The 12,839-nt window shown below is 61.0% G+C and carries 13 protein-coding genes; 2 read left to right on the forward strand and 11 right to left on the reverse strand.

Features of this window, described 5'->3' with window-relative positions:
- Positions 1–11 precede the first annotated feature (11 nt).
- The 6 genes from BJ928_RS10715 to BJ928_RS10740 form a co-directional block, all read right to left on the reverse strand.
- Positions 12–827 carry an ABC transporter permease gene (locus tag BJ928_RS10715; RefSeq protein ID WP_047628929.1) on the reverse strand — a complete coding sequence of 272 codons (816 nt, stop codon included), beginning with the start codon at positions 825–827 and terminating at the stop codon, positions 12–14.
- On the reverse strand, positions 817–1,791 hold the full coding sequence (locus tag BJ928_RS10720) for an ABC transporter permease (protein ID WP_047628930.1): 975 nt from the start codon (positions 1,789–1,791) through the stop codon (positions 817–819). The genes BJ928_RS10715 and BJ928_RS10720 overlap by 11 nt, the downstream gene beginning before the upstream one ends.
- Entirely contained in the window at positions 1,788–2,774 is a 987-nt protein-coding gene (locus tag BJ928_RS10725) for an ABC transporter ATP-binding protein (RefSeq protein WP_047628931.1), read from the reverse strand. The genes BJ928_RS10720 and BJ928_RS10725 overlap by 4 nt, the downstream gene beginning before the upstream one ends.
- Positions 2,775–2,921: 147 nt before the next feature.
- Complete coding sequence (locus BJ928_RS10730; protein WP_047628932.1) at positions 2,922–4,082, reverse strand: ABC transporter substrate-binding protein; 1,161 nt, start codon at positions 4,080–4,082, stop codon at positions 2,922–2,924.
- A gap of 135 nt (positions 4,083–4,217) precedes the next feature.
- Positions 4,218–4,844: a 3'-5' exonuclease gene (locus BJ928_RS10735; protein WP_047628933.1), complete on the reverse strand. Its 627-nt coding sequence runs from the start codon at positions 4,842–4,844 to the stop codon at positions 4,218–4,220.
- A gap of 67 nt (positions 4,845–4,911) precedes the next feature.
- A complete protein-coding gene (locus tag BJ928_RS10740; RefSeq protein WP_047628934.1) occupies positions 4,912–5,820 on the reverse strand; it encodes a LysR family transcriptional regulator in 909 nt (302 codons plus the stop codon).
- Positions 5,821–6,015: 195 nt separating this feature from the next.
- On the opposite strand from BJ928_RS10740, the gene BJ928_RS10745 reads away from it, so the two are divergent.
- Positions 6,016–6,849 (forward strand): hypothetical protein, encoded by an 834-nt coding sequence (locus BJ928_RS10745; RefSeq protein ID WP_047628935.1) that lies wholly within the window; start codon positions 6,016–6,018, stop codon positions 6,847–6,849.
- 154 nt (positions 6,850–7,003) lie between these two features.
- Here the strand turns inward: BJ928_RS10745 and BJ928_RS10750 are convergent, their stop codons facing one another.
- Genes BJ928_RS10750 through gltX form a run of 3 tightly spaced genes read right to left on the reverse strand, consistent with a single transcriptional unit; the run spans position 7,004 to position 10,296 of the window.
- Positions 7,004–7,288 carry a hypothetical protein gene (locus tag BJ928_RS10750; RefSeq protein WP_047628936.1) on the reverse strand — a complete coding sequence of 95 codons (285 nt, stop codon included), beginning with the start codon at positions 7,286–7,288 and terminating at the stop codon, positions 7,004–7,006.
- 37 nt (positions 7,289–7,325) lie between these two features.
- Entirely contained in the window at positions 7,326–8,822 is a 1,497-nt protein-coding gene (gene lysS, locus BJ928_RS10755) for a lysine--tRNA ligase (protein WP_047628937.1), read from the reverse strand.
- A gap of 16 nt (positions 8,823–8,838) precedes the next feature.
- On the reverse strand, positions 8,839–10,296 hold the full coding sequence (gltX, locus tag BJ928_RS10760) for a glutamate--tRNA ligase (RefSeq protein WP_047628938.1): 1,458 nt from the start codon (positions 10,294–10,296) through the stop codon (positions 8,839–8,841).
- 360 nt (positions 10,297–10,656) lie between these two features.
- On the opposite strand from gltX, the gene BJ928_RS10765 reads away from it, so the two are divergent.
- Positions 10,657–11,067 (forward strand): hypothetical protein, encoded by a 411-nt coding sequence (locus tag BJ928_RS10765; RefSeq protein ID WP_047628939.1) that lies wholly within the window; start codon positions 10,657–10,659, stop codon positions 11,065–11,067.
- A 36-nt stretch (positions 11,068–11,103) separates the two neighbouring features.
- Here BJ928_RS10765 and BJ928_RS10770 read toward each other — a convergent pair whose 3' ends face one another.
- Together BJ928_RS10770 and BJ928_RS10775 are read right to left on the reverse strand one after the other, a co-directional pair.
- Positions 11,104–11,847, reverse strand: coding sequence for a TerC family protein (locus BJ928_RS10770; protein ID WP_047628940.1), 744 nt, complete (start codon positions 11,845–11,847; stop codon positions 11,104–11,106).
- A 134-nt stretch (positions 11,848–11,981) separates the two neighbouring features.
- Entirely contained in the window at positions 11,982–12,821 is an 840-nt protein-coding gene (locus tag BJ928_RS10775) for a GyrI-like domain-containing protein (protein ID WP_047628941.1), read from the reverse strand.
- Positions 12,822–12,839 lie beyond the last annotated feature (18 nt).

Consider the following 12,839-nt stretch of genomic DNA (forward strand, 5'->3'; position numbering starts at 1 on the left):
TTCTCTCCCTTTCATTTGCCGCCGCCGGCGATCTGATCGCCGTCGCGGGTAAGATAGTAGGCTGCCAGGATCGGCAGGAAGGTGACGAGCACGACGACCATGGCGACGACGTTTGTCACGGGTCGCTGGCGCGGACGGATGAGTTCCTCCAGCATCCAGATCGGTAGGGTCATCTGCTGGCCGCCGGTGAAGGTGGTGACGATGACTTCGTCGAAGGACAGCGCGAAGGCAAGCATGCCGCCGGCAAGCAGTGCGGTGCCAATGTTCGGCAGGACGACGTGGCGGAAGGTCTGGAAGCCATCGGCGCCGAGATCCATCGACGCCTCGATGAGCGAGCCGGAGGTGCGACGGAAACGGGCGACGGCATTGTTATAGACAACCACGACGCAGAAGGTGGCATGGCCGAGAACGATCGTCCAGACCGAGAAGGGGATATCGAACAGGCTGAAGGCGGAGCGCAGCGCGATGCCGGTGATGATGCCGGGAAGCGCGATCGGCAGGATGACCAGCAGCGAGATCGCCTCGCGGCCGAAGAATTTCGTCTGGCTGACGGCGGCGGCGCAGAGCGTGCCGAGCAGCAATGCGATCGCGGTTGCGATGGTCGCGACCTGAACCGACAGCGCCAGCGCCGACCAGACATCAGGCCTGTTCCACGCGATGCCGAACCATTGCAGGGTGAGGCCCGGCGGCGGCCACTGATAGCTCTTTTCCTCCGTCGTGAAGGCATAGACGAAGATCAAGAGGATCGGCAGATGCAGGAAGAGCAGGCCGCCGGCGGCGGCTGTCTTTAGGGGGAAGGAGGCGCGTTGGCCACGATCAGAGCGCATCGAAAGCTCCCTGTTTCTTGGCGATCCAGAGATAGATGGCCATGATGACGATCGGCACGACCGAGAAGGCGGCGGCCAGCGGCACGTTGCCGGCGGTTCCCTGCTGCGTGTAGACGGCCTGGCCGATGAAGAGGCGCGAGGAGCCGATGATCTGCGGGATGATGTAGTCGCCCAGCGTCAGCGAGAAGGTGAAGATCGAGCCGGCGACGACGCCAGGCAAAGCGAGCGGCAGCAGCACCGTGCGGAAGGTCTGGTTCGGCGTTGCGCCGAGATCGGAGGAGGCTTCGAGCAGGTTTCCCGGCACGCGCTCAAGCGCTGCCTGCGTCGGCAGGATCATGTAGGGCAGCCAGATATAGACGAAGACAAGGAAGGTGCCGATATAGCTGACCGAGAGCGAGTTGCCGCCGATGACGGGCAGGGCAAGTACGCCATCGAGCAGCCAGCCGAGGTGCAGCTTGTCGAAGATCCAGGTGAGGATGCCTTCCTTGGCGAGGATCAGCTTCCAGGCATAGACCTTGACCAGATAGCTCGACCAGAGCGGCAGCATGACGCCGAGATAGAACAGCGCCTTCCATTTTCCCTGCGCATGGCGCGCGGCATAATAGGCGATGGGGAAGGCGACGAAGGCGGAGGCCAAGGTGACGAGAGCAGCCATGACCACCGTGCGCACGATGATATCGAAATTGGCTGAGTTCAGCAGCTGCGCATAGGTCGAGAGCGTGAACTGGTAGTTCACCATTCCCGAGAAGTCATCGATCGAGAAGAAGCTCTGCAGCAAAAGCGCGATCAGCGAGCCGATATAGATAATGCCAAGCCAGAGCAGCGGCGGCGTCAGCATCAGGAACAGCAGCAGTTTCGGGCGGCGCCAGAAGAGATCGGAGAGGCGGCCGAAGACGCCGCCACGGCGCGGCAGGATCGAGGCCGGCGCTTTTTGCGCCGAAGCAGGGAAGGCGGCGGCGTTCATGCGGCGTCATCCATGTAGTGCACATCAGCCGCCAGCCAGGCGAGGCGGACGGAGGCGCCGGTATCCGGGGCCGATTGTCCAGCAGGCACGGTCACATGCAGGCGTGCGCCATTTGCCTCCACCGAGAGGCGGGTGGCAGCACCGAGAAAGCTTGTCGCCTTTACCGTCGCCGTCACGCCGCTTTCCGCGGTGACACGGATCGCTTCGGGGCGGAGACTGGCCCAGCGGCGCTCGCCGCCGAGCGACGACATGACTTCCGGAGCAATGACGTTGGAGGAGCCGACGAAATCGGCGACGAAGCGGGTTTTCGGCCGCTGATAGATATCATGCGGCGTGCCCTGCTGGACGATGCCTCCATCGTTGAAGACGGCGACGCGGTCGGCCATGGACAGGGCCTCGCCCTGATCGTGGGTGACAAAGACGAAGGTGATGCCGAGGGCGCGCTGCAGGCTTTTCAGCTCCTCCTGCATCTGCTCGCGCAGCTTCAGGTCGAGCGCACCGAGCGGTTCGTCGAGCAGCAGCACTTTCGGCTTGTTGACCAGGGCACGGGCGAGCGCCACGCGCTGGCGCTGGCCGCCGGAAAGCTGGCCGGGGCGGCGGGCGCCATAGCCCGGCAGCTTCACCAGCTCCAGCGCCTGTTCGGCGGCACGCAGCCGCTCGGCCTTGCCGACGCCTTTGACCATCAGCCCGTAAGCGACATTGTCGAGGATGTTGAGATGCGGAAACAGCGCATAATCCTGGAAGACCGTGTTGACGTTGCGCCTATAGGGCGGGACGCCCTCGGCAGTCTCGCCGAAGATTTCGATGTGGCCGCCGGTGGGCTGCTCGAAGCCGGCAATCAGCCTGAGGCAGGTGGTCTTGCCGGAGCCGGAGGGGCCGAGCATGGCGAAGAATTCGCCGGGCGCGATTTCCAGATCGACGCGGTCCACAGCGCGGACCTGGCCGAAATGGCGCGACACCTGCTGGAAACGAACGGCGTTCATTGGTTTCTCCAGGGATAAGCAGAATGTTTGATGTTGGTCAGCCGGACCGGATCGGATCGGGATCTGGTTTGCGGCAAGCGCCGGCATTTAACTGCCGGCGGGATCGCCGCTCCATTTTCGCGGAGCGGCGAAGGCCGATGCGGCTGGCTATCTGCCGCCGATCACGCCGATATAGTCGGAGACCCAGCGGTGATAGGGCACGCATTCGCTCTGGCTCGTGCATTTGGCGACTGGCGTCTTCCAGAAGCGAATCTTGTCGAAGTGGTCATAGCCATTGGTGGCGCAACCGCTGTCGGTCAGGAGTTCATTGCCCTTGCAGGCAGCCGGAACGGAAGGCACGGCGCCGAACCAGGCGGCGGCGTCACCCTGAACCTTGGCCTGTAGAGAGTGCTCCATCCACATATAGGCGCAGTTCGGATGCTCGCTGTCGGCATGCAGCATGGTGGTATCGGCCCAGCCCGTCGTTCCCTCGTCCGGGAAGGTGGAGGCGATCTTCTGCTTGTCGGACTGCAGCAGGTTCACCTGGAACGGCCAGGAACCGGAGGCGACCACGCCTTCGTTCTTGAAGTCGTCCGTCTGGATCATCGCATCATGCCAGTAGCGGCTGACAAGCTTGCGCTGGCCGCGCAGGAGGTCGAGTGCCGCCTTGTATTGGTCTTCGTTGAGTTCGTAAGGGTCCTTGATGCCGAGTTCGGGCTTGTGCGCCATGAGGTACAGAGCGGCATCGGCAATGTAGATCGGGCCGTCATAGGCCTGCACGCGGCCCTTGTTGGACTTGCCGTCGGGCAGGGTCATTTCCTCGAAGACGACATTCCAGCTCTTCGGTGCCTGACCCTTGAAGGCGTCGGTGTTGTACATCAGCACGTTCGGTCCCCAGAGATAGGGAACGCCGTAGTGGACGCCATTGACGGTATGCCAGGGGGCATTTTTCAGCCGGTCGTCGAGGTTCTTCCAACTGGGGATCAGATCGGTATTGATCGGCTGGACGCGCTTGCCGGCGACGAGACGCAGCGATGCGTCACCAGAGGCGGTGACGAGGTCGAAGCCGCCCTCGTTCATCAGCGCGACCATTTCGTCCGATGTCGCCGCGGTCTTGACGCTGACCTTGCAGCCGGTTTCCTTCTCGAAGCCCGTGACCCAGTCGTAATTCTTGTCGCTTTCGCCGCGCTCGATATAGCCGGCCCATGCGACGATGCTGACGGCGCCTTCACCCTTGCCGAGCGTCTTCAGCGGCTCAGCGGCAATGACCTGCGTGGCGAAACTTAAGCATGCGAGTGCGGCCGTGCATGATTTCAGCAGATGCTTCATCGGACTCTCCCGGTTTTTGAGCCTTGATATTGTGGAGCCAGTGGCTGGCTTCCTGTTCCCGGAAGAAAAGGTGACGCGATTTTGCCGCATTCGCAAATTCATTTATCAGAAAGTCGATATCGGAAATTCCGATTCCTACTCTTGTGCGCGCGTCGACTCGAAGACTTCAGGCTGCAAATGTCCCGCCTTCATAAGATGCTGCAGTGTGTAGGAAAGAGAAAGCGCGTCATCAAGCGCATCATGGCCGCGGAGCGGTGGATGCTGCACGCCATAGTAGTTCGCAAGCTCGTTGCTCGGCGTTCTCCCCAGATCCTCGATCGGCATGCCCGCCGCGAGCAGGAGCTTCACGGCATTGTCGAAACGATGCGCGGGGATTGAGGGCTGGATGCCCGCGATATAGCAGCTGATTGCCATCATATTCAGCTCGTCCTTGCCCCAGGACCAGAAGCGAGAGCCGTCCGAGAAGCGATCCAGGCCGTTGAGTGCATCCTGCAAGGAAACGCCCTCAGATCTTAAGTTTTCCTCAGTGATGCCGGTGAGGGTGGTGAAGAATGGATCGAGTTCATAGTGATCGCCAAACCTGTCGACGGGGCGAACATAGACCTTGTAAGTACCCAGGATCGGGAAATCACCATCGAGGCCAAGCTTGACGGCGCCAATTTGCGCGATGACCGGATCGGGATCGTGGGCGGCGCACCAGGATCGGCGTTGCGACCCTTCAAGGCAAAGGAATTCGCAGTCAAATATGATGGCGGTCTTCATGTCTGGCTCCTTCCCGCTTAAAAATCTAAGGTTGTATTCGGCGCGAGGCGTCAGATGGTAGCCTTTGCTACCGCTGTCGCCCCGTACGCATGCTTTCGGCAACGCCGACGAAGTCGCGAGCAGCCTGAGGCAAGCTCGATCCCTTGCGCCAGACCATGCCGACCTGCACGACCGGCAGCGAGCCGGAGACGTCGCGGCTTTCGATGCGGTCGCCTTCCAGCGACCACGGCCGATAGACGAGATCCGGCAGCAGCGCGACGCCCGCGCCGGTCGCGACCAGGCTGCGTACCGCCTCGACCGAGCGGGTACGGAAGGCCACATGCGGGCGGGCGCCGAGTGCCGTCAAAAGCTTGCCGGTATTTTCCTCGATCTCGTCGATGGTCAGCATGATCAGCGGCTCGCGGCTGATATCGGCGACGCTGATGATGTCGGCCGAGACGAGGGGGTGGCCCATCGGCAGCCAGAGGCGATAGGGCGAGGTTTCCAGAATCTCCGCCTGCAGCGCCATGCGGTCGCGCAGATTGGAAATGACCATGACAGCGACGTCGAGTTCGCCGCCAACCAGAAGATGTTCCAGATAGCCGCCATTGTCCTCGATGGCGCTGACCTCGACTCCGGGGCAGGCGCGGCGATAGCGCGCCAGAAGATCGGACAGCACATAGCCGGCGACGAGCGAGGTCACGCCGATATTCAGCGTGCCGCCGGACTCGTTCTGCTTGCCGGAAAAGCTGGTGCGCGCATCGGAAACGGTCGCCAGTATCTTGGTGGCATGGCGCAGGAACTGGTGGCCGTTATGGGTGATGGTGAGGCCACGCGGATGGCGCTCGAACAGTTCGACGCCAAGGTCGCTTTCGAGTTCCTTGAGGGCTTCGGTGACCGAGGATTGCGAGATCGACAGGTTCTGTGCGGCGCGCGTCACCGAGCCCTGTTCCGCCACGGCGACGAAGTATTGCAGCTGTCTCAAGGTGAAGGCCATGTGTTGGTTAGAGCATGTCCGCCGCATGGAAGGCAAGCGCTCGTCATGGCTGTGAAAGTTTGGACCTTTTTTGGTAACGATGCCGCAGACGACACAAGTTTCACCACTGTTTTAAGTATTCCGAAACGCCAATTCCCTAACGTGAGGGTTGATCATTTTTGTCGGCTTGGAGTGGTCTATGCTGGAGCAGTTGGCGTGAGCGCCTTACTGCACATTTTCCGGGTTCCCCGGAAGTTTGTCGTCATGATCGGCGGAGTGGCCCTTCTCGTGGGCTGCTCCGGCGTTTTTGCGCTTTATATCGGCAAGGACAGGCTTCTCGGTATCGCGACGGCTTCCGCTAACGGGCTTCAGTGCACGGATGTGAACCTCGTGACCATCCGCAAGGATAATCGTTTCTGGATTCGCAAATATATTCGCACCGAGCCGACCGACGGGCTGACGCGGGTCAGGACGGCGCTCCGGGTTGCCAAGGCCGTCTATCAGGAGCAGAAGCCGGATCTCGTTCAGGTTGTAGTTCTCGACGAAAACGGGCCGATATTGCGTTCCGACCTGCGCGGACGGGCTCTGGGGGCTGACGTCGTCTACGTGGCGCATCCGGACCGGCTTGTCGACGGCAGCGCCGAGGCGCCTCTGACGGCGCGCTACTACGACGGCGGCGCGAGCAATGCCGGCCTCTTCTATGGCGAGCAGATCACCATGCTGCCGCAGGATATCGACGCGGCGATTGCCGGATTGAAGGATCTGACCGACTGCGACAATGCGCTGACGGCGGATAATGGCGGTGACGCCAAGAAGGACAAGATGAAAGCGGCGATCGCGGCGGAAGAGAAGGCCGCCGCAAAGCAGGCGGAGAGCCACGATGCCAAATCGCCGCCGGAGCCCAAGACGACCGGCAATGTGCAGCCCGGTTATAATGAAAATGGCGAGTTCATCGGTGCCGACGCCGGCGGCAAGGGAAAGAGCCAGTCACCGGGATTGGACCCGACCATGACGGGTGCTGCCGACCGCCGGTCGCCCGTCACGAACTGACTAGAGCGTGATGCCGAAAAGTGTAGGCGGTTTTCGGACGACATCACGCTCTACTTCTTTGATTCTAGAGCGGATTCAGATTTTAGGTCGAGCAGACCTAAAATCATCCGGCTCTAGGGTCGGTTCCGCGTTGCCTGACGGCAACGCAATATGATCAATCCGCCAGATGTTTTTCGCCGATAGCCTGATAAAGCGCAAAGAGCGCTTCATGAACTTCGCCGGCGAGGCGGTAGAAGTCGGGATTGGCGAGGATTGCCGGATGCAGCAGCAGCTGATCGTCGGTCATGTCGAGCATGACCGACGCCGTGTGCATGGCCTCGTGGCAGCCGAAGGTTCCCGGCGCGTATTGCGAGAGATCGATATCGCCAAGCTCCGCAAGGTCGGCCAGCCGCTGATGTTCGCTGTCGGCATCTACGGCCGATATCTCTTTATCCGTCATGATACGCACCTTTGATGTTCGAAGGACTTAACCGGTCTCAGTCTGCCTTGTTGCGGCGTGCCGGGAAGAGAATGATGTCGCGGATCGACGGCGAGTTGGTCAGGAGCATGATGAGGCGGTCCACACCGATGCCGAGACCGCCTGCCGGCGGCATGCCCTGGTCGATCGCGTCGAGGAATTCCTCGTCGAGTTCCTTCTGCTTTTCGCCGCGCGCATGCGCCTGCTCGAGCTGCTCGACCATACGGGCGCGCTGCTCTTCCGGATCGTTGAGTTCCGAAAAGGCGTTGCCGAGTTCCCAGGCGTTGCAATAGGTCTCGAAGCGCTCGACGAGGCGCGGCTCGCCCGGCACTTCCTTGGCGAAGGGCGAGATGTCCTTCGGGAAATGCGTGACGTGCGCCGGCTGGATCAGCGTGCCCTCGACCTTCTCTTCGAAGATGAAGGCAAGGCATTCGCCCCAGGTCGCGTCCTTCTCGACGGCAAAGCCGGCGGCCTTGGAGGCTGCGCGGGCTTCCTCATCGGTCTTGATCGCGAGGAAATCGATGCCGGTCGCTTCCTTGACGGCGTCAGGCATCGGCACGCGACGGAACGGACCCTTGAAGGAGATCTGCTTGTCGCCGAAAGCGAATTCCGTGCTGCCGTGGATCGACATGGCGAGCGTCGAGAACAGACGCTCGACGAGGTCCATGATGTCCTCGTAGTCGGCATAAGCCCAATAACACTCCATCATGGTGAATTCGGGATTGTGCCGGGTGGAGACGCCTTCGTTGCGGAAGTTGCGGTTGATCTCGAACACCTTGTCGGTGAGACCGGAGACCAGCGTGCGCTTCAGGAACAGTTCCGGCGCAATTCGCAGGTACATGTCGAGCTTCAGCGTGTTGTGGTGCGTCTTGAACGGTTCAGCGGTGGCGCCGCCATAGACCGAATGCAGCATCGGCGTCTCGACTTCCATGAAGCCGTCATTTTCCATGAAGCGGCGGATGCCCGAGACGATACGGCTGCGCTGCTGGAAGCGGAGCTTCGATTCCTCGTTGGTCATGATGTCGAGGTGGCGCTTGCGGTAGCGCAGCTCGATATCGGACAGGCCGTGCCACTTTTCCGGCATCGGCAGCAGCGACTTGGTCAGCATGGTGATCTGCTGGGCATTGATCGTCAGTTCACCGCGCTTGGTGCGGCGCACGACGCCTGTCACGCCGATGATGTCCCCGATATCGATCATCGGCAGCAGGGAGCGGGCCTCTTCCGAGGTCACGTCCTTGTGGCTGAAGATCTGGATCTTGGCCGAGGCGTCATGGATGTCCATGAACATGCCTGAGTTGCGCGAGGAATAGACGCGGCCGGCGACGGTGACGACGTCCGTGGTTTCGGTGTCCGGCTCCAGGCCTTCGTATTTCGCGGCCAGCTCGGCATTGGTCATCGTCCGGTGGAAATGCGCGGGATAGACTTCGCCGATCTGTTCGCGCAGCAGCGCCAGTTTCTGGCGGCGGACTTCCGTCGCGTCGGAGGAGAGGGCGGATGTTTCGGTCTTCTCGTTCATGATTTTTAAGTCCGGTTCAATTCTTCGGGCCGACGAGGGTCGCAACGGTCTGCGCGGCTAGTTTCAGCCGCTGACGGACGACGGAGCGGCCGAGGATCGCCATGCTATCGAAAAGCGGGAGGGAGCGCGAGGAGCCCGATACGGCAACGAAAAGCGGGGCGACGATGACCTTCAGCTTCTTGCCCATGCGGTCGGCGATGGCGCGCAGCTCGGCTTCGATCGTCTCGACATTCCATTCGAGGATCTTCTCGAGGTCCGGCTGCACGGTGTTCAGGATTTCCAGCAACTCTTCAGGCGTCGACTTGATCTTGGCGAAGGCCTGGGGATCGAGGTTGAGGTCGGACTTGAACAGGAAGCCGGCGAGATCGGGCAGCTCACCAAGCTTGGTGATGCGCGACTGCGACAGCTTCAGGCCTTCCTGCAGGCGGCTGTTTTCCATGGCCCAGGTCAGAACGCGGTGCTGGAACTCTTCTTCCGAGAGCTTCTCGCGGATCCAGCGGCCGTTCAGCCAGTCGAGCTTCTGAATGTCGAAGATCGCGCCGGCCTTGGAGAGATTTTCCGGGTCGAACTTTGCGGCAAGCTCATCCATCGTCAGGAGCTCTTCGCCTTCGGCGATCTGGATGAAGAACAGGCCGAGGAAGTTCATCAGCGCCTCGGGGATGTAGCCGAGTGCCGTATAATAGGAGATCGAGGTCGGGTTCTTGCGCTTCGACAGTTTCGACTTGTCGGCATTGCGCATCAGCGACAGGTGCATGAACACCGGCGGCTCCCAGCCGAGATACTGATAGATCAGGATGTGCTTCGGCACCGAAGCCAGCCATTCCTCGCCGCGCGCGACGTGGGTGATCTTCATCAGATGGTCGTCGACGACGTTGGCCATGTGATAGGTCGGCATGCCATCCGCTTTCAGGAGGACCTGCATGTCGACGGCATCCCACGGGATTTCCACGTCGCCATAGACGCCGTCATGGAATTTGCAGGAGCCTTCGGTCGGGATCTTCATGCGCACGACATGCGGCTCGCCGGCAGCGACGCGCGTGGTGACTTCCTCGGCCGAGAGGTTCAAACAGTGGCCGTCATACTTCGGCGGCAGGCCAGCGGCGCGCTGCGCTTCGCGCATCTTTTCCAGGCGCTCCGGCGTGCAGAAGCAGCGAAAGCCGTGACCAGCCGAGACGATCTGCTCGACATAGGGCTTGTAAAGGTCCTTGCGGTCGCTCTGGCGATAGGGGCCGTAGGGGCCGCCGACATCGGGACCTTCGGACCATTTGAGGCCGCACCATTTCAGCGCATCGAGAACCTTGGTCTCGAATTCCGGGGTGGAGCGGGTCGCGTCGGTATCCTCGATGCGCAAGATGAACTCGCCGCCGTGTTTCTTGGCGAAGAGATAGTTGAACAGCGCGATGTAAGCGGTGCCGACATGTGGCTCGCCGGTGGGGGAGGGTGCGATGCGGACGCGAACGCCTGAAGTGGTCATCTTGTTTGCCCGTCATAAAAGGCCGGGCCGCGCTCAGGACAAGCGCCGTCCAGCCGAAAATGTCTATCTGGATCAGGAAACCGGCCGGAAAAGGGCGTCTTGCCGCTTCTATCAGCGTTTTCCGTATGGTTGGCCTTAGGCCATATTCAAGGGATGGCGTCAAGGGAAACTGCGCCGCAAGCGCTGGTCGGGACGCCAGGCGCGCCGTGCTGCGTCGAAAAGGGCCGGCCTCTCAAATTCGCGAGACGTCTTTACCCTTCGTAAGCGTTTCGGGAGAAAAGCCTTACGCTTGCCGAATTTGATTTGCAATTTTCGCGGCAGTGGCGAAATAGGTCTTCAATCGTTCACCGCGAGGATACTATGAAGAAATTGATTTTGAGCTTGTTATTGGCGGTTTCGATGGTCGATGCTGCCGCGGCCCAGTCAACCATAACCCGCGACAGTTCCGCGAAACTGCTCGAGTCATACCGCGCCTATATCGGCAATGACGATCTCTATAATTCCAAGGGCGAGCGCCTGACGCTGCCCTGGCAGATCATCCGCCAGGATCGTGCCAATTATCACGCCTATCGCCGCCGCGACCGCGGCGACCAGGGTGACAGTTTCTTCTCCTTGCCGTCAAACCGAGCGAAGCTCGAAGCGATGCTGGCAAACGGCAATATCGCCGACGATGCCGGGAACTACATCGTTCGCGGCAACGTCTGGATCAAGGTCGATATCTACGGACGCGGCGATGTCGGCGAGTGGGTCGACGTGCACGTCCAGGATTGAGGACGCCGCGCCCGTTTCGGGGCGCGAATCTCGTTATCAATGGCCGCCGGATGCCTTTTTCCGGCGGTTGCGCGCCATCATGTTGAGTACCTCCACGAGGGCGGAGAAGGCCATGGCGGCGTAGATATAGCCCTTGGGCACGTGTACGCCCATGCCTTCGGCGATCAGCGTCGTGCCGATCATCAGCAGGAAGGCGAGCGCCAGCATGACGATGCTTGGGTTCTTCTCGATGAAATTGGCGAGCGGATTGGCGGCAACCAGCATGACCGTGACGGCTGCGATGACCGCGACGAACATGATCGGCAGGTGCGGCGTCATGCCGACGGCGGTGATGATGCTGTCGACCGAGAAGACCAGGTCGAGCAAAAGGATCTGGCCGATGGCCGCGGCAAAGGTCGATGTCGTCGACTTGGCAATGAAATCCTCGCCTTGTTCCTGCGGATCGACATTGTGATGGATTTCCTTGGTCGCCTTCCAGACGAGGAAGAGGCCGCCGGCAATCAGGATCATGTCCTTCCAGGAGAAGCCGTGGCCGAACAGTTCGAAAACGGGCTGGGTGAGCTGAACGATCCAGGCGACGGTTCCAAGCAGGGCGAGACGCATGACGAGGGCGAGGCCGATGCCGATCTTGCGGGCCCTCTCGCGGTGCTCCGGCGGCAGCTTGTTGGTCAGGATCGAGATGAAGATGAGGTTGTCGATGCCGAGGACGACCTCCATGACAACGAGCGTTACGAGCGCCACCCACGCGCCCGGGTCCTGTACCAACCCCATAATATCCATTGACGACTTTCCCCTTTTTGTCAGCATTCGCCGATGCTGACCCCCAGCCCCGGCCTCTCCAGAATGGCCGTAATGTAAGGAGTGCCGTTGGTTGTACAAGCGGCGCCGCCATTTTCATGGCGGCGGATGCTTGTTCAGGCTTTCAGGGGCAGCCAGATTTCTGTCACGCCCATGCCGGTGCGCGGATCGAAACGGTCGTCGTAACGCTCCAGCATGTCGGGCGTGCCGGCGTGTTGATGACCCGATTGCGGCAGCCATTCACCAAAGATCTGATGCACGGTGGCCGAGATGCCGGAGATATGGCCGCGATGCGTGAAGATCGCGTAGCGCTGCTGCGGCAGTTTCGTTGTTACGAAACCTTCGGGCAGGTCGTCCGTGGCGGAAATTTCGGCTGCTGACATGTAGCGAAAGCCTTCACTGCCTTCCTCCGCCTGGGTGCAGACGCCATAGGCGACGTTGCCGACCTGGCCGGGAATATGGCCGAAATGCTGGTTGAATTTCTGCCAGAGCGAGGGGATCGCCTGTGTCGCCTCATAGGCATAGGTTTCCGCAAGGCCGGCAAGCAGCATTGCGGGGTGGGTTTCGAAGCGCGGTGCGTCGAGTTTGGGAAGGCGGGTGTCGTCCATTCTGATCGGCTCCTGTAGAGCGAGGTTGCGAACGTGCCCTTGCTTGCGCAGGCCTTCCGGCGTCACGCCGAATTGCTCGCGGAAGGCACGGGTGAAAGCCTCGTGCGAGCCGTAGCCGGCATCGAGGGCAACCTGGAGAATGGAGGAGGAGCTGTCGGTCAGTGCGAGAGCGGCTCCGCTGAGGCGGCGGCTCCTGATATAGCCACTGATCGAGTGGCCTGTCGTCATGCCGAAGACGCGTGACAGATGATAGCGCGACAGCCCGGCCGTCTCGGCGATCTCATCGAGCGAGACGTCGGATGCAAAATGGCTTTCGATAAACCATATGGCTCGTCCGATCGCGCTCATTGTTCACTCCCCTGGTTG

Source organism: Rhizobium sp. WW_1, from assembly GCF_003610155.1.
GTDB classification, from domain to species: Bacteria; Pseudomonadota; Alphaproteobacteria; order Rhizobiales; family Rhizobiaceae; genus Rhizobium; species Rhizobium tropici_A.

Coding starts and splice junctions, on each gene's coding strand:
- BJ928_RS10715 (WP_047628929.1), bottom strand. CDS start 827: ATGCGCTCTGATCGTGGCCAACGCGCCTCCTTCCCCCTAAAGACAGCC.
- BJ928_RS10720 (WP_047628930.1), bottom strand. CDS start 1,791: ATGAACGCCGCCGCCTTCCCTGCTTCGGCGCAAAAAGCGCCGGCCTCG.
- BJ928_RS10725 (WP_047628931.1), bottom strand. CDS start 2,774: ATGAACGCCGTTCGTTTCCAGCAGGTGTCGCGCCATTTCGGCCAGGTC.
- BJ928_RS10730 (WP_047628932.1), bottom strand. CDS start 4,082: ATGAAGCATCTGCTGAAATCATGCACGGCCGCACTCGCATGCTTAAGT.
- BJ928_RS10735 (WP_047628933.1), bottom strand. CDS start 4,844: ATGAAGACCGCCATCATATTTGACTGCGAATTCCTTTGCCTTGAAGGG.
- BJ928_RS10740 (WP_047628934.1), bottom strand. CDS start 5,820: ATGGCCTTCACCTTGAGACAGCTGCAATACTTCGTCGCCGTGGCGGAA.
- BJ928_RS10750 (WP_047628936.1), bottom strand. CDS start 7,288: ATGACGGATAAAGAGATATCGGCCGTAGATGCCGACAGCGAACATCAG.
- lysS (WP_047628937.1), bottom strand. CDS start 8,822: ATGAACGAGAAGACCGAAACATCCGCCCTCTCCTCCGACGCGACGGAA.
- gltX (WP_047628938.1), bottom strand. CDS start 10,296: ATGACCACTTCAGGCGTTCGCGTCCGCATCGCACCCTCCCCCACCGGC.
- BJ928_RS10765 (WP_047628939.1), top strand. CDS start 10,657: ATGAAGAAATTGATTTTGAGCTTGTTATTGGCGGTTTCGATGGTCGAT.
- BJ928_RS10770 (WP_047628940.1), bottom strand. CDS start 11,847: ATGGATATTATGGGGTTGGTACAGGACCCGGGCGCGTGGGTGGCGCTC.
- BJ928_RS10775 (WP_047628941.1), bottom strand. CDS start 12,821: ATGAGCGCGATCGGACGAGCCATATGGTTTATCGAAAGCCATTTTGCA.